22 protein-coding genes, 4 tRNA genes and 1 riboswitch are annotated in these 24,793 nt (G+C 67.9%); of the genes, 18 read left to right on the top strand and 8 right to left on the bottom strand.

The window, feature by feature from the left end:
• The first annotated feature begins 83 nt into the window (after positions 1–83).
• The 7 genes from MYA_RS04445 to MYA_RS04415 all read left to right on the top strand — a co-directional run bounded on the left by MYA_RS04445 (position 84) and on the right by MYA_RS04415 (position 8,052).
• Positions 84–764 (top strand): GntR family transcriptional regulator, encoded by a 681-nt coding sequence (locus MYA_RS04445; RefSeq protein ID WP_014722662.1) that lies wholly within the window; start codon positions 84–86, stop codon positions 762–764.
• A gap of 7 nt (positions 765–771) precedes the next feature.
• Positions 772–2,148 (top strand): amidase, encoded by a 1,377-nt coding sequence (locus tag MYA_RS04440; RefSeq protein WP_014722661.1) that lies wholly within the window; start codon positions 772–774, stop codon positions 2,146–2,148.
• Positions 2,149–2,297: 149 nt separating this feature from the next.
• Entirely contained in the window at positions 2,298–2,810 is a 513-nt protein-coding gene (locus MYA_RS04435; RefSeq protein ID WP_011883773.1) for a disulfide bond formation protein B, read from the top strand.
• Between the two features lie 555 nt (positions 2,811–3,365).
• Complete coding sequence (xdhC, locus tag MYA_RS04430; protein WP_011883770.1) at positions 3,366–4,370, top strand: xanthine dehydrogenase accessory protein XdhC; 1,005 nt, start codon at positions 3,366–3,368, stop codon at positions 4,368–4,370.
• Between the two features lie 18 nt (positions 4,371–4,388).
• Complete coding sequence (locus tag MYA_RS04425; protein WP_014722660.1) at positions 4,389–5,414, top strand: adenosine deaminase; 1,026 nt, start codon at positions 4,389–4,391, stop codon at positions 5,412–5,414.
• A 440-nt stretch (positions 5,415–5,854) separates the two neighbouring features.
• Positions 5,855–7,171, top strand: coding sequence for a guanine deaminase (gene guaD / locus MYA_RS04420; protein ID WP_014722658.1), 1,317 nt, complete (start codon positions 5,855–5,857; stop codon positions 7,169–7,171).
• Positions 7,172–7,263: 92 nt separating this feature from the next.
• A riboswitch (yybP-ykoY riboswitch) is annotated at positions 7,264–7,385 on the top strand.
• Between the two features lie 94 nt (positions 7,386–7,479).
• Positions 7,480–8,052: a TMEM165/GDT1 family protein gene (locus tag MYA_RS04415; RefSeq protein WP_014722657.1), complete on the top strand. Its 573-nt coding sequence runs from the start codon at positions 7,480–7,482 to the stop codon at positions 8,050–8,052.
• Between the two features lie 64 nt (positions 8,053–8,116).
• Here the strand turns inward: MYA_RS04415 and MYA_RS04410 are convergent, their stop codons facing one another.
• Entirely contained in the window at positions 8,117–8,818 is a 702-nt protein-coding gene (locus MYA_RS04410) for a DUF4136 domain-containing protein (RefSeq protein WP_011883763.1), read from the bottom strand.
• A gap of 186 nt (positions 8,819–9,004) precedes the next feature.
• Here MYA_RS04410 and pepN point away from each other — a divergent pair, with 186 nt between their 5' ends.
• From pepN to MYA_RS04390, 4 genes are all read left to right on the top strand, one after another.
• Positions 9,005–11,698, top strand: coding sequence for an aminopeptidase N (pepN, locus tag MYA_RS04405; RefSeq protein WP_014722656.1), 2,694 nt, complete (start codon positions 9,005–9,007; stop codon positions 11,696–11,698).
• Between the two features lie 214 nt (positions 11,699–11,912).
• Complete coding sequence (locus MYA_RS04400; protein ID WP_011883759.1) at positions 11,913–12,926, top strand: class 1 fructose-bisphosphatase; 1,014 nt, start codon at positions 11,913–11,915, stop codon at positions 12,924–12,926.
• 211 nt (positions 12,927–13,137) lie between these two features.
• Positions 13,138–13,213: transfer RNA gene (locus MYA_RS04395), tRNA-Thr, on the top strand.
• A 401-nt stretch (positions 13,214–13,614) separates the two neighbouring features.
• Positions 13,615–13,869, top strand: coding sequence for a GlsB/YeaQ/YmgE family stress response membrane protein (locus MYA_RS04390; protein ID WP_006476609.1), 255 nt, complete (start codon positions 13,615–13,617; stop codon positions 13,867–13,869).
• Between the two features lie 85 nt (positions 13,870–13,954).
• Here the strand turns inward: MYA_RS04390 and MYA_RS04385 are convergent, their stop codons facing one another.
• The 4 genes from MYA_RS04385 to MYA_RS04370 all read right to left on the bottom strand — a co-directional run bounded on the left by MYA_RS04385 (position 13,955) and on the right by MYA_RS04370 (position 18,616).
• Entirely contained in the window at positions 13,955–14,440 is a 486-nt protein-coding gene (locus tag MYA_RS04385; RefSeq protein ID WP_041493788.1) for a TlpA family protein disulfide reductase, read from the bottom strand.
• On the bottom strand, positions 14,437–15,714 hold the full coding sequence (locus tag MYA_RS04380; RefSeq protein WP_014722654.1) for a sialidase family protein: 1,278 nt from the start codon (positions 15,712–15,714) through the stop codon (positions 14,437–14,439). The genes MYA_RS04385 and MYA_RS04380 overlap by 4 nt, the downstream gene beginning before the upstream one ends.
• Entirely contained in the window at positions 15,702–18,098 is a 2,397-nt protein-coding gene (locus MYA_RS04375; protein ID WP_014722653.1) for a TonB-dependent receptor, read from the bottom strand. Before MYA_RS04375 ends, MYA_RS04380 begins: the two co-directional genes overlap by 13 nt.
• Before the next feature lie 128 nt (positions 18,099–18,226).
• Positions 18,227–18,616, bottom strand: a complete 390-nt coding sequence (locus MYA_RS04370) for a DUF2946 domain-containing protein (RefSeq protein WP_014722652.1) — start codon at positions 18,614–18,616, stop codon at positions 18,227–18,229.
• A 199-nt stretch (positions 18,617–18,815) separates the two neighbouring features.
• Here MYA_RS04370 and MYA_RS31890 point away from each other — a divergent pair, with 199 nt between their 5' ends.
• Both MYA_RS31890 and MYA_RS04360 read left to right on the top strand, forming a co-directional pair.
• Positions 18,816–18,962 carry a hypothetical protein gene (locus tag MYA_RS31890; protein WP_006476612.1) on the top strand — a complete coding sequence of 49 codons (147 nt, stop codon included), beginning with the start codon at positions 18,816–18,818 and terminating at the stop codon, positions 18,960–18,962.
• Between the two features lie 223 nt (positions 18,963–19,185).
• The gene (locus MYA_RS04360) at positions 19,186–19,779 is read left to right on the top strand and encodes a chorismate mutase (protein WP_011883744.1); all 594 of its coding nucleotides are present in this window, start codon (positions 19,186–19,188) and stop codon (positions 19,777–19,779) included.
• A 36-nt stretch (positions 19,780–19,815) separates the two neighbouring features.
• Here MYA_RS04360 and MYA_RS04355 read toward each other — a convergent pair whose 3' ends face one another.
• Together MYA_RS04355 and MYA_RS04350 are read right to left on the bottom strand one after the other, a co-directional pair.
• Positions 19,816–20,943, bottom strand: coding sequence for an exonuclease domain-containing protein (locus MYA_RS04355; RefSeq protein ID WP_011883743.1), 1,128 nt, complete (start codon positions 20,941–20,943; stop codon positions 19,816–19,818).
• Between the two features lie 160 nt (positions 20,944–21,103).
• Positions 21,104–21,307: a cold-shock protein gene (locus tag MYA_RS04350; protein WP_011883742.1), complete on the bottom strand. Its 204-nt coding sequence runs from the start codon at positions 21,305–21,307 to the stop codon at positions 21,104–21,106.
• 391 nt (positions 21,308–21,698) lie between these two features.
• On the opposite strand from MYA_RS04350, the gene MYA_RS04345 reads away from it, so the two are divergent.
• Complete coding sequence (locus MYA_RS04345; protein ID WP_014722650.1) at positions 21,699–21,959, top strand: hypothetical protein; 261 nt, start codon at positions 21,699–21,701, stop codon at positions 21,957–21,959.
• Positions 21,960–22,479: 520 nt separating this feature from the next.
• Complete coding sequence (locus MYA_RS04340) at positions 22,480–23,622, top strand: porin (protein WP_014722649.1); 1,143 nt, start codon at positions 22,480–22,482, stop codon at positions 23,620–23,622.
• A gap of 94 nt (positions 23,623–23,716) precedes the next feature.
• Here MYA_RS04340 and greB read toward each other — a convergent pair whose 3' ends face one another.
• Positions 23,717–24,280 carry a transcription elongation factor GreB gene (gene greB / locus MYA_RS04335; protein ID WP_011883732.1) on the bottom strand — a complete coding sequence of 188 codons (564 nt, stop codon included), beginning with the start codon at positions 24,278–24,280 and terminating at the stop codon, positions 23,717–23,719.
• Between the two features lie 130 nt (positions 24,281–24,410).
• Here greB and MYA_RS04330 point away from each other — a divergent pair.
• From MYA_RS04330 to MYA_RS04320, 3 genes are all read left to right on the top strand, one after another.
• Positions 24,411–24,487, top strand: a tRNA-Arg gene (locus MYA_RS04330).
• Positions 24,488–24,552: 65 nt separating this feature from the next.
• Positions 24,553–24,629, top strand: a tRNA-Arg gene (locus MYA_RS04325).
• Between the two features lie 61 nt (positions 24,630–24,690).
• Positions 24,691–24,767: transfer RNA gene (locus MYA_RS04320), tRNA-Arg, on the top strand.
• Positions 24,768–24,793: the final 26 nt, after the last annotated feature.

Here is a 24,793-nt window from a genome sequence, read left to right as displayed (position 1 = left end):
CACAATACTATCCACCGATCGTCCTCGCCGTCGGCGGCCCACGCGATGACCGCGTCCGGCCGGCCGATCAACGCCGCTCTCGCATGAACACCGTACCCGATGCCGGCCGCGGCAGATCCGCGCCACCGGCCGCCAGCCTCGCCGAGCGCGCATATGCGCTGATCCAGCGGGACATCGTCACGATGCGCCTGCCGCCCGGTGCCGCGCTGAACGAAGCCGAACTCGTCGCCCGCACCGGCATCGGCCGCACGCCCGTCCATCAGGCCGTGCACCGGCTGGTGCTCGAGGGACTGCTGTCGGTGAGGCCGCGCAAGGGGCTGCTGGTGCAGCCGCTGTCGCTCGACGAAATCGTCGCGGTGGTCGACGTGCGGCGCATCAACGAAGCGCATTGCGTCGAACTCGCCGCCCGCCACGCGACGCCCGACGATCTTGCCGGTCTGGCCGCGCTGCTCGCCGACGGACAGGCCTGCGTCGACACGCACGACGTCGAGCGGATGATGGAGCTCGACCGCGCGTTCCATCAGACGATCGCCGCCGCCGCGCGCAACAACGTGCTCGCGGAAATCCTGCGCGCGCTGCACGAGCGCTCGCTGCGCTTCTGGTTCGTCACGCTGTCGCAGCCGCAGCATCTGTCGGCCGTCCAGCGCGAACACCGCGAACTGTTCGAGCGCCTGTCCGCGCGCGATGCCGCGGGCGCGCGTGCGGCCGTCGAGCACCACATCGATTCGTTTCGCGCCACGCTTGTCCAACATCTTCGTCCCTGAGCCGCCCATGACCACCTTCACGCCGTTTCCCCCGCTCGCCCAGCTTGCCGACGATCTCGCCGCCGGCAGGACCACCAGCCGCGCGCTCGTCGACATCGCGCTCGAGCGGATCGCCGACCCGTCGGGCCAGGGCGCCGTCGTGTTCACCGAAGTCGATGCCGACCACGCGCGCACGGCCGCCGACGCGCACGACCGGCTGCGCGCCGCGGGCATCGTGCTGTCGCCGCTCGCCGGCATCCCGGTGTCGGTGAAGGATCTGTTCGACGTCGCGGGCCAGGTGACCCGCGCCGGCTCGCGCGTGCTCGACGGCGCGCCGCCCGCGCAGGCCGATGCGGTCGCCGTCGCGCGGCTCAGGCGGGCCGGCGCGGTGCTGGTGGGCCGCACCAACATGAGCGAATTCGCGTTTTCCGGCCTCGGCCTGAACCCGCATTTCGGCACGCCGCGCTCGCCGTACCGCCGCGACGTCCCGGGCGACGCGCGGATCGCCGGCGGCTCGTCGTCCGGCGCGGCGGCCTCCGTGGCCGACGGGATGGCGGCCGTCGCGCTCGGCACCGACACCGGCGGGTCGATCCGCATCCCGGCCGCGCTGTGCGGGCTCACGGGCTTCAAGCCGACCGCGAGCCGGATCCCGACCGGCGGCGCCGTACCGCTGTCGACCACGCTCGACTCGTTCGGCCCGATCGGGCTCACGGTGGCCTGCTGCGCGCTCGTCGACCGGGTGCTGGCCGGCCTCGAGCCGCATGTGCCGGCCGCGCGTCCGCTCGAAGGCGTGCGGCTCGGCGTGCTGACGAACTATGTGACCGACGGCGTCGACGCCGACGTCGCCGCGGCGCTCGACGCGTCGCTCAAGCATCTCGAAGCGGCCGGCGCGATCGTCTCGGACGTGCGCTTTCCGGCGCTGGACACGCTGCCCGACGTCAACCGGTTCGGCTTCTCGCCGATCGAGGCATACGCCTGGCACCGCCCGCTGCTCGCGCAGCACCGCGACCGGTACGACCCGCGCGTGCTCGCGCGCATTCTGAAGGGCGAGCCGGCGAGCGCGGCCGACTATCTCGACCTGCTCGCCGCGCGCGCCGCGATGCTCGACGAAGCGGCGCGCACCGTGTGGTCGCGCTTCGACGCGCTCGTCGCGCCGACGGTGCCGATCGTGCCGCCGCGCATCGCCGACCTCGAGGCCGACGACGCCGCGTTCGCGCACACCAACGCACTGGTCCTGCGCAACCCCGCCGCGTTCAACTTCCTCGATGCATGCGCGCTGTCGCTGCCGTGCCAGCCGCGCGGCGCGGCGCCGGTCGGGCTGATGCTCGCGGCCGCGCCGCACCGCGACGATGCGCTGCTCGCGATCGGCCAGGCCGTCGAGGCCGTGCTGAACACGATCCGGTGAGCGCGCAACGGTCGTGACGGCGCACGCCGTGCCGGACCCAACGTCGGCGACGAGCCGCCGCGAACGATCTGTCAGTTTCGTGCCAGATCGTTCGCGCTAAAATCGCGCGATTGTTTATCGGACCGACCAACGACAGGAATCCCGCCGACATGAACGATTACACGCTCGCACTCCGCCGTGAACGCCGCCTGCTGATGCTGCTCGGCTGGGTGTGCATCGCGCTGCTGGCCGGCGCGCTCTATCTGCAGTACGTGAAGAACGAAGACCCGTGCCCGCTCTGCATCATCCAGCGCTACTTCTTCGCGGCGATCGGGATCTTCGCATTCCTTGCCGCAGGGATGCGCCACTGGCGCGGCATCTGGGTGCTCGAGCTGCTGATCGCGATCGCCGCGGCCGGCGGCGTCGGCACCGCGGCCCGGCATCTGTCGATCCAGCTGAATCCGGGCTTCAGCTGCGGCTTCGACACGCTGCAGCCGATCGTCGACAGCCTGCCGCCCGCGCAATGGTTCCCCGGCATGTTCAAGGTCGCGGGCCTGTGCGAGACGGTCTACCCGCCGATCTTCGGCATCCTGCTGCCGGGCTGGGCGCTGATCGCGTTCGCGGTGATGCTGATTGCCGCCGTGTCGAGCCTCTGGCGCCATCGCCGCAAACTCGCACGCTGAAGCGACGCGGCCGAGCCGCACCGGCCGCGTCCATCGGGCGCGAGACAGCCGGCGCGGCGCCGCTCCACCTGCGCGCTCGAACCCTCAACGCCTCCCGCGCCGATTCCCCAGCTCGCTCGCGCAACCCCTCTGCACGCGCGTTTCCGCCCGCGCCGCGCACCTCGGCGCCCTGCCCGTGCGCAGCCGGCCTATGATCGACATGATCGCCGTCTGATAGCCCGGATCACCGCGCCGCCATGTTGCCGGCGCGTCGCGGTGTTATCTTCCCGACTGGATGGCGATCTACGTGCGCGAGGCCAAGCGGTCACACCCCTGCGTAACGCGCGCCCGATCCGCAATGTCGACTGGATTCATCATGACAACGCACACCATCCGCATCCGTCACCCTCATCGCGCCCGCACCTCGTGCGGCGTCGTTTCCACGCGCATTCGATGCTGCGCCGTCGACCGGCACCGGCCGTGCGACAGGCGCGCCCCGCTCTCGTCCGCACCGCTTGCCGCGCCGGTCGACACGCGCCGCGCGTCACGCCGTGTCGTCCCGAACGGAGCGTGCTGATGGAAGCCTGGCTCGGCGATCTGCAGCAACTGCTCGCGCACGGCGAAGCAGTCGTGCTCGTGACGGTCGCGCACACCGACGGCTCCGCGCCGCGCGAAGCCGGCACCAAGATGCTCGTCACGCGCGACGGCGCGCGCCACACGATCGGCGGCGGACACCTCGAATGGAAAGCGATCGAACTCGCAAGGCAGTTGCTGAAGGACGGCGCGCACACCGCGCATGCGCGCCGGCTCGAGCGGCTCGCGCTCGGCCCGAGCCTCGGGCAGTGCTGCGGCGGTGCGGTCGTGCTCGCGTTCGAGCGGCTCGACGTCGGCGATCTCGGCTGGATCATGTCGCTCGCGAAGCGCGTCGCGGCCGGCGCGGCGACCGTGCGTAGCGTATCATTCGGCCCCTCGCCAGGTGCGCCGCTGCTGAGCGAGCCCGAGGCGCCCGGCGCCCGCGCCGATTGCCTGCTGTGGGAAACCGGCGGCGTGTCGCTGATGACCGAAACGATCGCGCCGCATGCGTTCCCCGTCGTGCTGTTCGGCGCCGGCCCGATCGGCGCCGCGCTCGTCAAGGTGCTCGCGACGCTGCCGTGTCAGGTGCGCTGGATCGACGGGCCCGATGCGGCATTTCCGCCGGCCGCGACACTGGCCGGCATCGGCAATCTCGCGATCGACGCGCTGGCCAGCCCGGCCGACGCCGTCGACGCCGCGCCGCCGCACGCGTACTTCATCGTCACGACGCACGACCACGCGCTCGATTTCGTGCTGGCCGAGCGCATCCTGCGACGCGCCGACTATGCGTACTTCGGGATGACCGGCTCGCGCACCAAGCGCGCGCAGTTCGATCATCGACTCGCGGCGATCGGCATCGATCCGGCCCAGCTCGCCCGGATGCACTGCCCGATCGGCGTCGAAGGCATCGTCGACAAGGCGCCCGAAGTGATCGCGATCGCGGTGGCCGCGCAGTTGCTGCAGGCCGTCGACGCGAACGCGGCCGCGCACGCTTCCCCAACATTCTGACCGACCAAGAACGACGCCATGACCCCGACATTCAAGGACAAGATCGCACGCGCTCCGAAAGCGGAGCTGCACATCCATATCGAAGGCTCGCTCGAGCCCGAGCTGATCTTCGCGCTCGCGCAGCGCAACGGCGTGAAGCTCGCCTACGAGTCGATCGACGCGCTGCGGGCCGCGTACGCGTTCACCGACCTTCAGTCGTTCCTCGACATCTACTATGCGGGCGCGAGCGTGCTGCTCACCGAGCAGGACTTCTACGACATGACGGCCGCGTACTGCGAACGCGCGCGCGCCGACAACGTCGTGCACACCGAGCTGTTCTTCGATCCGCAGACGCATACCGAACGCGGCGTGCCGATCGAGACGGTGGTTGCAGGCATCGACCGCGCGCTCACCGATGCCGAGCAGCGCGGGCTGTCGAGCAAGCTGATCCTGTGCTTCCTGCGCCATCTGTCCGAGGACGATGCGCTCGCGACGTTCGAAGCGGCGCTGCCGCTGTTCGAGCGCTATCGGCACCGGCTGATCGGCGTCGGCCTCGACTCGTCCGAACTCGGCCATCCGCCGACGAAGTTCGCGCGCGTGTTCGACAAGGCGCGCGCGCTGGGCCTCAAGCTCGTCGCGCATGCGGGCGAGGAAGGCCCGCCCGCTTACATCTACGAAGCGCTCGACGTGCTCAAGGTCGACCGCATCGACCACGGCGTGCGCAGCATCGAAGATGCGGCGCTCGTCGAACGGCTCGCGCGCACGCGCGTCGCGCTGACCGTGTGCCCGCTGTCGAACCTGAAGCTGTGCGTGTTCGACGACATGGCCAAGCACACGCTGAAGGCGCTGCTCGATCGCGGCGTCGCGGTGACCATCAATTCCGACGATCCGGCCTACTTCGGCGGTTACGTCAACGACAACTACTTCGCGACGGTCGACGGCCTGCAATTGACGGACGCCGAAGTCTACGCGGTGATCCGCAACGGCTTCGAAGCGTCGTTCGTCGACGCCGCGCAGCGCGACGCGCTGATCGCGCGGCTCGACGCGTACTGGCACGCCGGATGACGGCCCGCATCGAGGTTCGCTAGACAGATGAAACGCCGCAACGACATCCGCTTCGCGATGCACGGCTCGGCGCTCAGTCGGGCGAACGCGTCGCACGGAGCGCAAGAAGCGCACGCGACGCGCCCGGCGAGCATGAGCCCGGACCTCGCCGCATGCGTCGGCCGGACGGAAACGGCCCTGCGCGCCGATGCGCACCGAAGGTCGCCGGCGCGGTGCGTCGGGCGGCCGGCTGCGGCAGCGCGAGCAACAGCGGGCACGCCGCCGGCTGCGGGCAGCCCGGCGCTATCGGCCGCGCCCTTCCCGCGCGTACGCGTCATCGCGGCCCGCGTGCATGCTCGTCGTCGCGACACGCATGCGCATGCAGGCGCGGCCGACCGATGCCGTCGGCCGCACCGACCGTTTTCTTCTGTTCGCCTTACCTTGATGCAGGACCATTCGTGATGACGCAAACCGCTTTCCGTTCCCAGCTGCTGACCTTCAACGGCGATCCGGCGCAGTCGAGCCAGGCCGCCCGTTACGAGACCGACGGCCTACTGATCGTCGACGACGGCAAGGTCGTCGCGCACGGCGCGCATGCGCAGCTCGCGCCGACGCTCGCGCGCGACGCGATCGTCCATGACCTGCGCGACAAGCTGATCGTGCCCGGCTTCATCGACACGCACATCCACTACCCGCAGACGGACATGATCGCGTCGCCGGCGCCCGGCCTGCTGCCGTGGCTCGACACGTACACGTTCCCGACCGAGCGCCGCTTCGCCGATCCGGACCATGCGCGCGAGGTCGCCGAGTTCTTCCTCGACGAGCTGCTCGCATGCGGCACGACGAGCGCGCTCGTCTACTGCACGGTGCACAAGCAGTCGGCCGACGCGCTGTTCGCGGCGAGCGACGCGCGCGACTTGCGGATGATCGCCGGCAAGGTGCTGATGGATCGCAACTGCCCAGAGTTCCTGCGCGACACCGCGCAGTCGGGCTACGACGACAGCGCCGAGCTGATCGGCCGCTGGCACGGCAACGGGCGGCAAATGTATGCGCTCACGCCGCGCTTCGCGCCGACCTCGACCGAAGCGCAGCTCGAAGCCTGCGGCGAGCTCGCGCGCCGCCATCCGGACGTGTTCGTGCAAAGCCACGTCGCCGAGAACGTCGATGAAGTGAAATGGGCGGCCGAGCTGTTCCCCGGCCATCGCAGCTATCTGGACATCTACGACCATTACGGCTTGCTGCGCCCGCGCGCCGTGTACGGCCACTGCATCCACCTCGACGACGAGGACCGCCGGCGGATGGCCGACACGCGCACCGTGGTCGCGCACTGCCCGACGTCGAACTTCTTCCTCGGCAGCGGGCTGTTCGATTTCGACAAGGCAGGCGAATTCGACGTGCCCGTCACGCTCGCCACCGACGTCGGCGGCGGCACGTCGTTCTCGATGCTGCAGACGATGAACGAGGCGCACAAGGTCGCGCGTCTGTCCGGCCATCACTTGACCGCGACGCGCATGTTCTGGCTCGCGACGGCCGGCGCCGCGCAGGCGCTCGATCTCGCCGACACGGTCGGCACGCTCGCGCCGCGCAGCGAAGCCGATTTCATCATGCTCGACCCACAGGCCACGCCGCTGCTCGCGCGCCGCACGCAGCGCGCCGAGTCGCTCGAGGAGCTGCTGTTCGCGTTCGCGCTGCTCGGCGACGATCGCGCGGTGTACCGCACCTACGCGGCCGGCCGGCTCGTGCACGAGCGCGGCGCCGCACGCCGGGCCGCCGCCTGACACATAGGCTGCCGGCACCGACGCGGCCCACGCGGCAGCCGGCGCCGGCGCAGCCGCAGGCGCGCCGCACGCGCGCGTTGCCGTGCTAGAATTCGCCGCTCATTGGGGAGTAGCCGCTCCGCTCGATGTCCCGCGCCACCGGCGCGCATCGTGACGGAGGCGTCCGTCAACAGACTTGGCCGTTCGGCCATGGCGGACGCAGCCACCGTGGCCTGGCGAGACCGATGGTTCACTGCGCGCCGCATCAGGGCCCGGCGCGCGGCGAATCGTCGCTCGCACGCACAACCTCGGCCCGTGGAACCCCATACGTGTCTCAAGCCTTCCTGATCTCCACCGGCGCCGTCGCTCTCGCTGAAATCGGCGACAAGACCCAACTGCTGTCGCTCGTCCTGGCCGCGCGCTATCGCAAGCCCGTGCCGATCATTCTCGGCGTGCTAGCCGCGACGCTCGTGAACCACGGCCTCGCCGGCGCGCTCGGCGAATGGCTCGGCGCGCTCGTCACGCCGTCGATCATGCGCTGGGCGCTCGCGTTCTCGTTCATCGCGATGGGCTTGTGGATTCTCGTACCGGACAAGCTCGACGAGGACGAAGCGAGCGCAACGCGCTCGCGGCTCGGCGTGTTCGGCGCGACGCTCGTTGCATTCTTTCTCGCGGAGATGGGCGACAAGACGCAGATCGCGACCGTCGCACTCGCCGCGCGCTTCCACGATTACATCGGCGTGGTGGCCGGCACGACGTTCGGGATGATGCTCGCCAACGTGCCGGCGATCCTGCTGGGCGACCGCTTCGCGCACCGGCTGCCGACCAAGCTGGTACACGGCATCGCGGCCGTGCTGTTCGTCGTGCTCGGCGCGCTGGCGTTGCTGGGCGTCGGCTCCTGAAGCAAGCGGGCCGCGGCGCGGCGCCTCGGCCGCGCTCGTGTGGGCCGCGCGGCGCGCGCGTTATTTACTTCGCGACCGCCGCAGCCGAGGCCGGCACCGCCGGCACCGCGCGCTCGTTGGCAGCCGGCGCGGCCGGCCCGCCATGCTTGTCGACCGGTAGCCGCACCGTGCGGATCGCGCCGTTCGACAGCGGGAAATCGGCGAGCGCGCTGCGCGCGAGGAACGGCATCGCGTACAGCAGCGCACCGTTGTCGCCGGTGGTGCGCGCGGTCACGTTATAGACTTCCTTGCCGGTCGCACGCTCGGTGATGCGGATGCCGAGCGTGTAGTCGTAGACCTGATAGGTCTGCGCGACGTAGCCGGCCGGCATCGGTCCCCACGGGCCCCATGGCCCCCAGGGCCCGCCGCGCCAGTACGGCCCGGGACCGATGAACCACGGGTCGTAATAGACGGGTTGCGGCACCGTCACCAGATCGCTGCCGACGCCATAGCTGAGCCCCACCAGGTAGCGCGCCTGCGCGGCCGGCACCTGCCGGAACGCATAGGCGGACAGTTCGTTCGCGACGATCGGCTCGTACGTCGACTGCTCGATGCTCTGCTTCTGCGCGTCGGTGCGCGTGAACGCATAGGTGCGTGTCGCGTCGCTGCCGCTCCAGTCGGAGAAGGCCGTGACCTGCGTCGTCACGTAGCTGGTGCAGCCGGTCAGCAGCGCCACGGCCAGCGCAGCCGCCCAGCCCGCACCGCGTCGTATCCATTCGCGTTTCATGTCGATCCTCGTCGATCCGTCACCCGCGCGTCGCACCGCGCGAAGCGCACGGGATGCCGATGATACGCGGACTCCCCGAGCCCGCAAAAAGTTCGCGCGGCACGCGGGCGCAAGCCTTTGTACAATGACCCGACTCGCCCGGCCCGCGCCGCGGGCCCGATCCCCATTCCACCGACCTCGACGACCATGTCCGACAACGCTTCCTCCACCGTGATCCGCCGCGCCGACTACACGCCGCCGGCCTTCCTCATCGACTCCGTCGCACTCGAATTCGATCTCGCACCGGCTCGCACGGTCGTCAGGAATACGATGCGCGTGCGCCGCAACCCGGACGCCGCGCCCGCACCGCATCTCGAGCTGATGGGCGAAGCGCTCGACTTCCTCGGCGCACGGCTCGACGGCGCGCCGTACGGCGCGGTGCGCGCGCACGAACACGGGCTGACGGTCGAAAACGTGCCCGACGCGTTCGAGCTCACGCTCGACAGCGCATGTGCGCCGGACCAGAACACCACGCTGTCGGGCCTGTACGTCTCGAGCGGCAACTTCTTCACGCAGTGCGAAGCCGAAGGCTTTCGCCGCATCACCTACTTCGTCGACCGGCCGGACGTGATGGCGTCGTACGTCGTCACGCTGCGCGCCGACAAGGCCGCGTACCCGGTGCTGCTGTCGAACGGCAACCTCGTCGACTCGGGCGAGCTGCCGGACGGCCGCCACTTCGCGAAATGGGAAGACCCGTTCCGCAAGCCGAGCTATCTGTTCGCGCTCGTCGCGGGCAAGCTCGTCGCGATCGACGAGAAGATCACGACCGGCTCGGGCAAGGAAAAACTGCTGCAGGTGTGGGTCGAACCGGCCGATCTCGACAAGACGCGCCATGCGATGGATTCGCTGATCCATTCGATCCGCTGGGACGAGCGGCGCTTCGGCCTCGAGCTCGATCTGGACCGCTTCATGATCGTCGCGGTCGGCGACTTCAACATGGGCGCGATGGAGAACAAGGGGCTCAACATCTTCAACACGAAGTACGTGCTGGCGAACCCCGAGACCGCGACCGACACCGACTTCGCGAACATCGAATCGGTGGTCGGCCACGAGTACTTCCACAACTGGACCGGCAATCGCGTGACCTGCCGCGACTGGTTCCAGCTGAGCCTGAAGGAAGGCCTGACCGTGTTCCGCGACCAGGAATTCTCGGCCGACATGGCCGCGGGCGACGACGTCGCGTCGGCGGCCCGCGCGGTCAAGCGCATCGAGGACGTGCGCGTGCTGCGCCAGCTGCAGTTCGCCGAGGACGCCGGCCCGATGGCGCATCCGGTACGCCCGGAAAGCTATGTCGAGATCAACAACTTCTACACGATGACCGTCTACGAGAAAGGCTCGGAAGTCGTGCGGATGTACCAGACGCTGTTCGGCCGCGACGGCTTCCGCAAGGGGATGGACCTGTACTTCAAGCGCCACGACGGTCACGCGGTCACCTGCGACGACTTCCGGCATGCGATGGCCGACGCGAACGGGCGCGACCTCGCGCAATTCGAGCGCTGGTACAGCCAGGCCGGCACGCCGCGCGTGTCGGTCCGCACCGCCTACGACGCGGCCGCGCGACGCTATACGATCACGCTCGCGCAGGGCTACGGCGACGCGTCGCCGGCCGCGCGCGCGACCCAGCAAGGGCCGCTGCTGATTCCGTTCGCGCTCGGCCTGATCGGCCGCGACGGCCGCGATCTGCCGTTGCGCCTCGACGGCGAAGCCGCGGCGTCGGGCACGACGCGCGTGCTCGAATTCACGGCCGCCGAGCAGACCTTCACGTTCGTCGACGTGGCGGAAGAGCCGCTGCCGTCGCTTCTGCGCAACTTCTCGGCGCCGGTGATCGTCGAGTACGACTACAGCGACGACGATCTCGCGTTCCTGCTCGCGCACGACAGCGACCCGTTCAACCGCTGGGAAGCCGGCCAGCGTCTCGCGACGCGCGCGCTGCTCACGCTCGCCGCGCGCGCCGCAGCGAACGAGCCGCTCGCGCTCGGCGAGAACTTCATCGCCGCGTTCCGCCGCGTGCTGACCGACGACAGCCTGTCGCCCGCGTTCCGCGAGCTCGCGCTGACGCTGCCGTCGGAAACCTATCTGGCCGACCAGATGGCCGAAGCCGACCCGGCCGCCGTGCACCGCGCGCGCCAGTTCGTGCGCCGCCAGCTCGCGACCGCGCTGCGCGCCGAGTGGCTGGCCGCATACGAGCAGCATCAGACGCCCGGCGCGTACGAACCGACGCCCGACGCGGCCGGCCGCCGCGCGCTGAAGAACCTCGCGCTCGCGTATCTCGCCGAACTCGAGGATCCGGCCGAAGCCGTGCGCATCGCCACCGCGCAGTACGACGCGGCGAACAACATGACCGATCGCGCCGCCGCGCTCGGCGCGCTGCTGGCGGGCGCTGCGGCCGGTGCGACGGACGCGGCCGAGCGCGCGCTCGGCGACTTCTACCGCCGCTTCGAGAACGAGGCGCTCGTGATCGACAAGTGGTTCGCGATGCAGGCCGCGCAGCGCGGCACGCCGGCGCGGCCGACGCTCGCGCAGGTCCGCAACCTGATGGCGCATCCCGCGTTCAATCTGAAGAATCCGAACCGCGCACGCTCGCTGATCTTCAGCTTCTGCGCGGCGAACCCGGCGCAGTTCCACGCGGCGGACGGCTCGGGTTATGCGTTCTGGGCCGAGCAGGTGCTCGCGCTCGACGCGATCAATCCGCAGGTCGCCGCGCGCCTCGCCCGCTCGCTCGAACTGTGGCGCCGCTTCACGCCGACGCTGCGCGACCGGATGCGCGAAGCGTTGGAGCAGGTCGCGGCCGGCGCGAAATCGCGCGACGTGCGCGAGATCGTCGAGAAGGCGCTCGCATAACGCGCGCGACGCATCGCCTGCCGCTGCGACCAAGCCGGCGCCGCCTCGTTGCGGCGCCGGCTTTTTTATCGGCTCCACACCGGCCAGGCTCGGGCGGGGCCACCGCACGGGCGCGTCGCGTCCATGTAACCGGACGAAAAAAGGCGGCGGCGCGACGGGCGTGCCGGGTAAAATTGCGGCAATTCAAGGATTCTTTGGCCTTTCGGAGTCTGTCATGTCCATTGCCCGCCGCACCACGCTGTCCAAGTTCCTGATCGAGCAGCAGCGTGAGACCAACAACCTGCCCGCCGACCTGCGGCTGCTGATCGAAGTCGTCGCCCGCGCGTGCAAGGCGATCAGCTACAACGTGTCGAAGGGCGCGCTCGGCGACGCACTCGGCACCGCCGGCAGCGAGAACGTCCAGGGCGAAGTGCAGAAGAAGCTCGACATCCTGTCGAACGAGATCCTGCTCGACGCGAACGAATGGGGCGGCAACCTCGCCGCGATGGCGTCGGAGGAAATGGAAACGTTCTTCCCGATCCCCGCGAACTACCCGCGCGGCGAATACCTGCTCGTGTTCGATCCGCTCGACGGCTCGTCGAACATCGACGTGAACGTGTCGATCGGCACGATCTTCTCGGTGCTGCGCTGCCCGCACGGCAAGCAGGCCACCGAGGAATCGTTCCTGCAACCGGGCACCGAACAGGTCGCGGCCGGCTATGCGGTGTACGGCCCGCAGTCGGTGTTCGTGCTGACGACCGGCAACGGCGTGAACTGCTTCACGCTCGACCGCGAAGTCGGATCGTGGGTGCTCACGCAAAGCAACATGCAGATCCCGGCCGACACGCGCGAGTACGCGATCAACGCATCGAACGCGCGCCACTGGTACGAGCCGGTGCAGCGCTACGTCTCCGAACTGAACGCCGGCAAGGAAGGCCCGCGCGGCGACAACTTCAACATGCGCTGGATCGCGTCGATGGTGGCCGACGTGCACCGCATCCTGAACCGCGGCGGCATCTTCATGTACCCGGCCGACAAGCGCACGCCCGATCGTCCGGGCAAGCTGCGCCTGATGTACGAAGCGAACCCGATGTCGTTCATCGTCGAGCAGGCAGGCGGCGCGGCGACCACGGGCACGCAGCGCATCATGGAAGTGCAGCCGACCGGCCTGCACCAGCGCGTGCCGGTGTTCCTCGGCTCGAAGAACGAAGTCGAGCGCGTGACCGCCTATCACAACGAAGGCAAATAAATTTGCATCGAAGCACTGGACGAAGGCGCGCGACCTCAGTAGAATCGCGCCTTCGCGATGCGGCCCTCACAAGCCGCATCGTAGTGAAGTGAAAGCGGCAAGCCCGCCGGATCGACGGTTTCGCGAAGTAGAAGCAGCAGCAAGCTGAAAAAATTTCGCAAAACCTATTGCCAAGATCTCGGACTTGACCATATAATTTCATTTCTCTGCTGCCGGTGTAGCTCAGTTGGTAGAGCAGCGCATTCGTAATGCGAAGGTCGTAGGTTCGACTCCTATCTCCGGCACCAAGACATAAAGGCCTGACGAGTAATGCTCGTCAGGCCTTTTCTTTTTTCCGACCCACGTTCGTGCAACACCGCGTGCGCCCGTTCTCCCTCTCATTCAGCCTGCGCTACGCAGCCGCGTGATTGCCGCTGCGACACCTTGCCGTGCGCCACGTTGCGGCAGCCGCCGCTCAGCCAGCATCGCTCCCGACACCGCTCTCCTCTCCCACGCACCACGCCCGGTGAGCCGGCGAATCTGCTGGAAAAAGCGTTTAAGCGTGCATAACATTACTTAACGATTCCGACCCGTCTATCGCGTTACATTGCGAAGGCGGCGCGGCGGGTCGCACTGTCGCCTTCAAGCAGCATGCGGCAGAACAGCCGGCGTCCGGTCATTTCGACTCAAACACAAGGAGAGGATCACCATGACTCATGGCTTGATTATGTGGCTCATCATCGGCGCGATCGCCGGCTGGCTCGCCGGCCTGCTGGTCAAGGGCGGCGGGTTCGGGCTGATCGTCGACATCATCGTCGGCATCGTCGGCGCGGTGATCGGCGGCTGGCTTGCCGGGCTGCTCGGCATCAGCATCGGCAGCGGCTTCATCGGCTCGGTGATCGTCGCGGTGATCGGCGCCGTGATCCTGCTGTTCGTGATCCGGCTATTCAGGCGCGCGGCCTGACGATCTTCTCGCGCGCCTTCGGGCGCGTTTTCGTTTCTGGCCCACCGAGACGCGGCGCGCAGCCCTTCGCGCGCCGCCGTCCTCGTCAGCGGCCGTTGCCGTGCCGCAGCCAGCCGTCCAGCACGTCGGACGTCAGCAAGCCGCTGCGCGCGTCGCGCACACCGTCGCGGCCGATCCACACGGTACGCGGCATTTCTCCTCGCCATCCCGCATCGAGCGCCGCGCGCAGCCGCTCGGGCATCGGCTCCGCGTTCGCGTATTGCGCCACTTGCGGCGGCAAGTTCATTTGCGCGAGCGCGTGGGCGAGCGCGGCAGCGCTGTCGTCGTAAGCGTCGAGCGCGACCATCGCGAGCCGCACGTCCGGATGCCGGCGCTGCCACGCCACCAGATGCGCGGCATTCTCGCGACAATAGCCGCAGTCCAGCGACCAGATCTCGACGGCGAGCGGCCGCTCATGCGCGCTCGCGTACAGCGTCGCGACCTCGGCCGCACGCAGCGGCTGCAGCTCGCCGGCCCATGCCGGCACGCTCGCGAGCAGCGCGCCGAGCGCCACGATCCACCCTCGCTTCATTGCGCGCCCTCCACCGGAATCAGCCGATAGCCGTCGTTACGCGTGCGCCACGACACGTAGATGCGGCCCGCATCGTCGAGCAGCTGCGGGTTGTCGCTCGCGCCGGACGTCGACGCGATGTCGCGCGGCGCCGACCAGTGCTCGCCGCGATCGTCCGAGCGGCGCAGCCTGATGTGCATCGTGTCGCCGTCGAACGCCTTCCACGCGAGCCACACGATGTCGCCGCGCGCGACGAGCGCCGCATGCGACGCCTGTTCGTCCGGCGCCGCCGGATTCGCGCCGAACGCCCACGGCGCGCCGCGCGGCCGCCCGTCTGCGTCGATGCGCGAATAGAACACGTCGGCGCGGCCGTCGACCACGCCGAACCACGCGATGTGGCGCGTGCCGTCCGGCGTGATCGCGAGCGCGGGCCCGTGCTCGGGGCACGCGTCGACCCGCCAGTTCGAGAAGGTCGCGCGCAACGGCACGACCGGCTCCGATGCCGCGATCGGCAGCACCGCGAGCGCGTGATCGCGAATCTGCCCGGGAAACACGTTGCGCCATACGGCCTCGATGCGGCCGGCCGGATCGACGGCCATCGCGATCCGGCAGCATTCGCAGGTGTGGTCGGTCACCTTGCGCTCCGCTTCGAACGACGCGCCGCCGTCGCGCGACACCGCGTAGTAGACGGCCGCGCCGTCGTACGACTGCCCCGCCGCCTTCGCCGCGACGAGATCGCGCTTGTCGATCCACGCGATCGCGATGTTGCCGGCCGGGTCGACGGCCATCATGTCGAAGCGGTGCGTGATCGCCTGACGGTCGCGATGCACGGTGATCGGCACGCTCCACGTCGCGCCGCCGTCGAGCGAACGCGAGAAGCGCACCATCCCCGTGTAGGGCGCATCGAGCGGCATCGACCACGACACGTACACCGCGCGGCCGTCCGGGCTCGTCGCGAGCTTCGGCCGATTTTCCGCGCTGGTGTAGATCGGCTCGGGCATCGCGTTGACGGTGACCGGCGCGGACAGCGTGCGGCCCGCGTCATCCGAGTGCGCGACGACGACGTGCGCGCCTTCTACCCATGCGACCCACAGCCGGTGCCGCGCATCGAACGCCGTGCCGGTGGCGAGCGGCGGCTTCTGCTGCGCCGGCGCCGGCTGCATGCTCATGTGCGCGGCATGCGGATCGGCCGCCTGCGGTGCGGCGTGCGTATCCCGCAGATCGTGCGCGGCGGCGCACGACAGCGTTGCGAGCCACAACGCGCAAGCTGCCGCGAACGATTTCACAGCGACCATTTCAATTCTCCAAAGAAGGTACGGCCCGGGTACGGATGGAACACGTAGTAGCGGCGGTCGGTCACGTTGTCGATGCCGACCGAGGCGCTCCAGTGACGGTCGAAGCTGTAACGGGCCTTCAGATCGACGATCGTGAAGTTGCTGGTGCCGCCGTACACGTCGGGATTCACGTCGCTGTTGTCGAGCGTGTTGAACTGGCGGCCCGAGTAGCGCACGCCGACGCTTCCCAGCCAGTGTTCGTCGAAGCGGTACGACGCGAGCAGGTTCGCGCGCACGCGCGGGATGCGCGGAAAGCGCGACCCCACGTACGCCGGATTCGCGGCATCGGCCAGGATCTGCGCGTTGCTCGCCGACACGTTCGCGTCGATGTCGAGCCCGCGCAGCCCGACGTTGCGGCCGCTGAATGCGAGCTCGACGCCGCGCACGCGCACGCGGTCGACGTTCGAGATATTGGTGACCGTCGTTGCGCCCGACACCGTCGTCTGGCTGTAGATCGAATCGCGCAAGTCGCTCTGGAACACGCTCGCCCGCACCACGCCGACGCCGACGTCGCGCTCGGCCGTGAAATCCCAGTCGATCGCCTTTTCCGGCCGCAGGCCCGGGTTGTTGTTGACGATCGCGTTGTTCGAGATCGTTCCCTGGAACAGCTCGCCTACCGTCGGAAAACGCGTGCCCGTCGCGAACGACAGCCGGAAGCGCCACACGTCGGTCGCGTCCCATTGCAGCGCGACCTTCGGCGACAGCGCATTCGCGCCGCGGTCGGCGTAGCCGAGCGTGGCGCTCCCGTTGCCGAGCGCGCCGCCGTAGGCGTCCCAGCGCTCGTAGCGCAGGCCGAGCGTCGCGAGCCAGCCGGGCGCGAACCGCCACGCGTCCTGCGCGAACAGCGCCTGCGTGCGCGTATCGCCGCGGTAGACGCTCGCGACCGACGTGCTCGGCCCAGCCAGCCAGTCGGCCGTGTTGTACGTGACGTTGCGCAGGAAATAGTTGTCGTAGTGATAGCCGAACGTGAACGTATGACCGTGCACGTCCGGCGCCTCGGCCTTCAGGTCGAGCGTGCGCCAGCCCGTGCCGTTGCCGTCGAACAGCGTCCCCGCACCGCCTTGTGCAGTCGACGCGGCGCGCAGCACGTCGCGCGACACGTCGTAGGCCGACACCACGCCCGACAGCCTCCAGCCGGAATCGAGCCGGCCGTTCAGCCCGAGCGCGTACAGCCAGTTCTCCTGGTCGCCGCGCTGCGGCGCGAATGCGCTCGGCGCGACGGTCATGTTGCGGCCGCCGATCGACACGTTGCCGCCGTACACCGGATTGCCGGCCGCGTCGCGCAGGAAGGTGGCGCCGTGCTGCCGGTAGTGGTTTTCCCAGTGACCGAGCGTGAGGGTCGCATCGACGTGGTCGGTGAACGCATAGCCCATCCGCACCGTGCCGTTGAGCTGCTCGGTCCGCTCGATGTTCTGCGCGCCGACGATCGTGCGCGGCTTGCCGTTGGGCCCGATGTCGGTGGCCGCGCCGGTCACGGGCACCGCCGCGCCGAGCCGCGGGTTGTACGCGGCATTGGGACTCGCATACTGCATCGGCTGGCCATCGTTCTCCAGCCGGTCGAGCGACAGCGAAAACCAGAACCTGCCGATGCGGTTCGCGATTCTCGCCGTCTGATGGTTGCCGCCGAAGCTGTCCGCGAACCCGTAGCCGTCGCGATAGCGCTGCGTGAAGAACTGCGTCGACACCGACGCCTCGAGCCGGTCGGGCTTGCGCGTCGTCAGCAGCACGGTCGAGCCGATCGCGTTGCCCGGATAGAGCGCGGAAAACGGGCCGTACAGCACGTCGACGCGCGCGATGTCGTCGGGGGCGATCAGCGACCAGCGCGGCGGATACGCGTAGCTCGAGCCGAGCAGGTTCGACAGCAGCAGGCCGTCGGCATACACGAGCCCGCGCGCACTCTGCAGCTCGTTGAAGTCGCGCCCGGCGAACACGCTGTTGCGGTCGCCGATGTAGCGCTTGCGCACCATCAGGTTGGTCGCGTACTTCAGCGCGTCCTCGGTGCTGGTGTTGGTGTGCGAGTCGATCTGCTCGCGCGTGATCGACTCGACGACGGCCGGCGTGTCGGGATCGACGCTTTGGCGCTGGGCAGTGATGCTGACGGCGCTGAGCGTGTCGCCGGTCGGCGTGGGTGCGGGCGTGGGTGCGGGCGTGGGTGCGGGCGTGGGTGCGGGCGTGGGTACGGCAGCGGACGGCACGCCGTCGGCGGACACGCGCGTCGCGCCGGAGGTCGGATCGGCGGACGCGCCGTCGATCGGGGCCGCTTGCGCGAGCGGCCATACGAAAGCGGTCGCGCACGCGAGCGCGAGCCGTCCGCGCGGCGGGCGCGCGGCGAAGGTGAACGACATGGATCAATTCCTGAAAACGTGACCGAATGCCGCAGCACGCGAGCGCACGCAGCGCGCGCGTGAGGCGTGGCGCGCGGAACGCGCCCGCGGGCGGCACGCGCGCCGTCGAGGCGCGCGGACGATATCAATCAGATCGGGACGTTTTCAGGCGGGCCGCGCGGCTGCGCGAGTCGGATAGGCTGCCCGGGACGATCGGGCACGACAGGTGCGACGGCCCGGTAGGCGAACGCGCGCACGAAGCCGGGCAAGACAGGCACGCTGGTGGCGAGCGCGACGTTCGACGCGAAGCCCGGGCAGTACACGCAGTGCGGTACGGCGGCATGGTCGAACGACGCCGTGCCCTGCTCGTCGGCGGACGGTGCGAACACGACGCGGTGGGCGCCGGCCGCACTGCACAGCTCGAGCGGAAGCGCGCCGGAACCGCTCGCCGCGACGCGCGCATAGCCGATGACTGGCGACAGTACGTTCAGTACCAGCGCCAGCCAGACGAGGCCGATCCATCGCGTCTTTCGTGTCATCGCGGTCGAGGAAAAAGTGCGCGCGAAGTATAACAAGCGGACCGATCGTTGCCGATCCTGCGCGGCGCAATAGTCGGCATCGGACAGCGCGCGCCAACGCATGTGCCGTTAATACAACAGAGACAAAAACTAACGATTCGCCTCTGGCATAAATCCGAGCGCGAGGTTGATAATTATTGAACCCGCTGGAGAAACGATCATGGATGAAAGACCAACCCGCATGCCGCCGCCCGAGCAAGTAATGAGCCCGGATCCGGAGCCCGTCGGCGTCGAGTTCCTCGCCGAGTTGCCCGAGCACGTCCGGGCATTCTTCGACGAGCAGCACAAGCTCTACGCGCCGAAGTGATCGCGCGTTCCGTTCCGTAACCGTCGCGTGTCGATCGAGATCGTGCGGTTTCTCGCTGCGTTTCGTGCGCAGATCGCTTTGCACCCGGGCTGCAACGGCCTGACGGTGCCGGTTCGGCGCGTCCGCTAAATATCCGCTGTCGCGTCGCTCCGCCGCGCGGCCGTCTTCGTCTATCCTTCTGGTTTTCCCGCCACGGCCCCTGCGGCCACTTCCGAACGTCCCGATGAAACAAGCCATTCGTGCCAGCCTCGCTGTCGCCACGCTGGGTGTCGCATTCCTTTCGGCGCCGCCCGCAGCGCGCGCAGACGGCGACGACACCGCGCTCACCAATCTCGTCGCCCTTGCGTCGCAGCGGCTCGCGCTTGCCGAGCCGGTCGCGCGCTGGAAATGGGCCAACCACCAGGCGATCGAAGACAAGCCGCGCGAAGCCGCGCTGCTCGCGTCGGTGGAAAAGCGCGCGGTCCAAGCCGGCGTCGACGCGGCGGTCGCCCGCACCTTCTTCGAGGACCAGATCGCCGCCAGCAAGGACGTGCAAAACGCGCTGTTCGCCAACTGGCGCGCGACGCGGCCTCCGGAAGGAACGCCACCCGACCTCGCGACCAGCACGCGCCCGGCGCTCGACCAGCTCACGCAGAAGATGCTGGCCGCGCTCGCGCAAGCCGCGCCGGTGCGCGACGCCCCGGATTGCCAGGCACGGCTCGCGCGCAGCATCGCGAACTGGAAGACGCTTACCCGCTACGATTCGACGCGTACGCAGGCGCTCGGCACCGCGCTGTCCCATGTTTGCTCGGCGGGCGGCGCCAGCGCGATCGGCTGACCGGCCGCCACGATCGCAGGCAGCCGCGCGCGATTCTCAGTCGGCGGCCGCGAACGCCGCCAGCGGGATCAATTGGAGGCCGCGCGCGAGATAGGTCTGCAACAGACGCTGCGTATGGGGCTCGAACGCGCCGTCCGTGCCGTCCGCCGCGAGCCGCGCGGCGGCGTCGAGCGACTCGGCCACGCCGAGGTAGCGCCACGCATCGATCACATGAAACAGGCTGCGCTCGCCGTGCGCCTCGAACGCGACCGCGCCGTCGAACGGCCAGGGCGCATCACCGGCACGTACGGCCGCAGCCGTGGGTCGCCGGTTGTATGCCGGGCGCAGGCGCGCGATCCACTGCGCTTCGGCAAGCATCGCGCCCAGCTCGTTGCCGGTCTCCCGCCACTCGACGCGCCGCACCTGCTGCGCGATCCGCATTTCCTTCGACGAGCGCCGCTCGCCGGTCAGCAGCGCACGCAAGCGCTGCCGGACACGCACGCTGCGGCCGACGTACAGCGCTTCGTCGCCCTCGCCGAACAGCGCATAGGCGCCGCATCCGGCCGGCGCGGTATCGAGCCATGCTTCGGTCAAGTCGCCGCCCAGACGGAAGTGGCGCGTCGTACGTGCGATCTGGTCGCGCAAGCGCTCGAGCGGCACGAGCGTGTGTAATTGCCGCCAGAACTGCCAAATCAGGTCCGCATCCGCGAGCGCGCGGTGGCGCGCGGCGGGGACCAGCCCATACCGCTCGATCAGCGCATCGAGGCCATGCCGCGACTCGCGCGGAAACAGCGCGCGCGACAGCTTCACCGTGCATAGCACGTCGGGGTTGAATGCGAGGCCGGCGCGCTCGAATTCTGCGCGCAGAAAACCACGGTCGAAGCTCGCGTTGTGCGCGACGAACAGCTTGCCGTCCAAACGCTCGAACAGCGCCGGCGCGAGCGACGCAAACGACGGCGCGTCGCGCACCATGTCGTCCGAAATACCGGTCAGCTGTTGGATGAACGGCGGGATCGGCTGCCCGGGATTGACCAGCGTCGTCCATGTGGACATGTGGCCCGGACCGATTTCGACTACCCCGATTTCGGTAATGCGATGTTCGGCGGGCGATCCACCAGTGGTTTCGAGGTCGACGAAGACGAGCGGCTGTTCGCTGGCAGGATCGGACGGATAAAGGTCGGACATGAAGAGACGGGAGAAACGATGCTTCCGCGAGTATGCACCGGCGCGGGTGTCGCGGGCCAGTGCAACCGAAATCGATCCGCCCGTCGACCGTTTTCGCGGCCGGAAAAGCAAAAAGCCCCCGCTATGCGGGGGCCGGACGTGATCGGTACTACGCGGCGCGTCAGGCTGCCTGGATATTCGCTGCCTGCTTGCCCTTCGGGCCGACCTTCACCTCGAACGAAACGCGCTGGTTTTCCTTCAACGTCTTGAAGCCTTCCATCCGGATTTCGGAGAAGTGCGCAAACAAATCTTCGCCGCCATTGTCGGATGTAATAAAGCCAAAACCTTTAGCATCGTTAAACCATTTTACGATACCGGTATCCATACCTTCGTTCCCCACTCGTTTAGATCAAAAAAGCTACCATTTATAGCCGCTTCCCGAACACCCGTAACAGCGTGCCGATTCTCAATGGGCGCTGCGTCCGGGGACGGAGTGCTCACTTTATAAATTGGACGATCCAGGCGCGTCAAGCGAATTTTTAACGCCCTCTTTATCAAAATCACATCAATGCCATTGGAATGGGCACACACTCGTCTTCTATTAACTAATTCGCGCCAAAACCCTGTCAATATTACCGGGCATGGATCACCGTTAATCGAAGTGATGAAAAACATACCGGGGTCGAATCATGCCGGTAAAATCCTCGGGGTTTTTTCCGGTTGCGCAAGCCGCGCCACGTTGCGATGCTGGAGTCACGCAATTGGAGGAGAAGGTCATGTGGCTGGACGGAATCAAGCGCTTCGCGAGCCGACTCGCACGCGCACGCCGCAAGTCCCGCGCGCTGGCCGAGTCCCGTGAAGCGCCGTGTGACACCGAGTTCGATCCGACCTGGCACGGCGACCATTGGCAAAACCTGTTGGCGTCGCCGCTGGATGCCCGTCACTACGTGATGGAAGACTGGACCTATACGCCGCCGCAGGCGCAAACCAACGACGCGGAACCGGCTGCGAGACGCAAGCGACGCTCGTACTCGTAGCGGCGCGGGAGAAGCCGCGGGGAAGGACAGGAACGACGGGCAAAAAAAAGCGCGACTGGGAAGTCGCGCCGACAAAGGTTTGGAGATCTTTTCCGTCAACGAAAAAGTCTGCTTCGGAAAGCAGAGACTGCAGTATAACGAGATTACATCCTTTCATTATCCATGCTCCGCACAAACCTCTATTGCCGATGTGTCAATAATCGGATTGTTTGCGCGGTGGCGTTGGCAGTGTCGCGACGGCGCAACGTCAGTACGCACTGCTGACGACTGCAATCGTATGTTGCGCCGCCGCAATGCCCGGATAATCGGGGCACTCCGCCCGCGCGACCATTCTTGCGCCATCCTAAATACAGTATTGCGGCACGCGCTTCTCTACCGGAGCCACGGCGCTTCATACACTACAAAACGGATTGGTGACTGAGCGGCCGCTGCCCCACATGTCACGCGCGTACCGCTCGATGGCGATGCGCGCGACAGCCCGCTGCGGCTTCGATCGACAACAATCGTTTGGAGACAGATCATGAAAAAGACGCTGATCGTTGCCGCATTGGCCGGCATTCCGGCGATCGCCGCCCATGCGCAAAGCAGTGTCACGCTATACGGGCTGATCGACGCCGGCATCACCTACACGAACAACCAGGGCGGCCACAGCGCGTGGCAGGAAACGAGCGGCTCGATCAACGGCAGCCGCTGGGGGCTGCGCGGTACCGAGGATCTCGGCGGCGGCCTGAAAGCAATCTTCACGCTGGAGAACGGCTTCGGCATCAACAATGGCACGCTGAAGCAGAACGGCCGCGAGTTCGGCCGGCAGGCATTCGTCGGGCTCGCGCATGACGGCTTCGGCTCGCTCACGCTCGGCCGCCAATACGACAGCGTCGTCGATTACCTGGGGCCGCTGTCGCTCACGGGCACGCAGTACGGCGGCACCGAGTTCGCGCACCCGTTCGACAACGACAACCTGAACAACTCGTTCCGGATCAACAACGCCATCAAATACCAGAGCGTGAACTACGGCGGCCTGAAATTCGGCGCACTGTACGGCTTCTCGAACGCCACGAACTTCGCGAACAATCGCGCATACAGCGTCGGCGCGTCATACAGCTACCTCGGCTTCAACGTCGCGGCCGCTTACATGCAGCTGAACAACAACGTCAACGCGCCGGCGCTCGCGGCCAGCGACCCGGGCGCCGTGGCCGGCGACTGGACCTTCGCGGCTGGCCGCCAGCGTACCTGGGGCGCCGGCCTGAACTACGGCTTCGGCCCGGCGACCGCCGGCTTCGTGTTCACGCAGACTCGCCTCACCGATTCGGCCGGCATCAGCGCCGGACAGTCGGGTGTGTCGCGCGGCATCGCGCTCGCGGGCGGCACGCGCTTCAACAACTACGAGGTGAACGGCCGCTATGCGCTGACGCCGGCATTCTCGCTGGCCGGCTCGTACACCTACACCGATGCCCGCCTCGACGGCCAGTCGCCCAGCTGGCACCAGTTCAACCTGCAGGCCGACTATGCGCTGTCGAAGCGCACCGACCTGTATCTGCAAGGGGAATACCAGCGCGTCAACGCGGACGGCTTGGCGATCGGCGCGAACATCAACGGGCTCGGCAGCGCGTCGTCGACCAACAAGCAGATCGCCGTCACGGCGGGCATGCGGCACCGCTTCTGAACCATCGCAGCCGTCATGGGCGCTGGTCGTGCGGGCGCCGCGGACGGCGCGGACGTCGATACGCATCGCTGCGACGCCGCAAGCCGCTACGCGCTCATGCGTCGTCCCGCGCCGGATAGCGCACGTCGAGCACGTCGATCGGTTGCGGGCCGGCCGGCGTCATCAACGTGACGGTATCGCCGATCTTCGCCTTGATCAGCGCTCGCGCAATCGGCGAGATCCAGCTGACGCAGCCGCGGTCGAGGTCCACCTCGTCGATCCCGACGATCGTCACGGTGTGGTCCTCGCCGTCCGGCGTCGCGTAATCGACGGTCGCGCCGAAGAACACCTGGTCGACGTTCTCCTGCCGGCTCGCGTCGACGACTTCGGCGAGATCGAGCCGCTTCGTCAGAAAGCGGATCCGGCGGTCGATTTCGCGCAGGCGCCGCTTGCCGTAGATGTAATCGCCGTTCTCGGACCGGTCGCCGTTCGACGCGGCCCACGACACGAGGCGCACGACCTCCGGACGCTCGACGTCGATCAGGTTCAGCAACTCGTCCCTGAGCCGCTTGTGGCCGGCCGGCGTGATGTAGTTCTTGGTGCCCGCCGGGATCGCCGGCTGACCGGGGTCGAGATCGTCGTCGTCGCCTTCCGATTCTTTGACAAACGCCTTGTTCATGATGCTGATTCGATACGTGAATGACTGATGCCCCAAGGGTACACGAACGCGGGCATGCAAGATCAGGCGACATTTTTTGCGGATAAGGCTTCCCTTTTTATACAACCCTGCTATACTTCCGCTTCTGCGTGCGGCTGTAGCTCAGTTGGATAGAGTACTTGGCTACGAACCAAGGGGTCGTGGGTTCGAATCCTGCCAGCCGCGCCACCTTTTCGAGGGCCTTCCAAACCGAAGGCCCTTTCAGTTCGAAGCAGTAGTGTTTGTTGTTGCGTGCGGCTGTAGCTCAGTTGGATAGAGTACTTGGCTACGAACCAAGGGGTCGTGGGTTCGAATCCTGCCAGCCGCGCCACTTTTTTGGGGGCCTTCCCATCGCAGAAGGTTCCGACAGTTGAAGCAGTACCGTCTTGCGTGCGGCTGTAGCTCAGTTGGATAGAGTACTTGGCTACGAACCAAGGGGTCGTGGGTTCGAATCCTGCCAGCCGCGCCACCTCAGAAGGGCCTTCCTCCGGGAAG

This window comes from Burkholderia sp. KJ006 (assembly GCF_000262695.1).
Classification (GTDB): Bacteria; Pseudomonadota; Gammaproteobacteria; order Burkholderiales; family Burkholderiaceae; genus Burkholderia; species Burkholderia vietnamiensis.
Note: the sequence above shows the minus strand (reverse complement) of the source record. Positions and strands in the feature narration are given on the sequence as shown.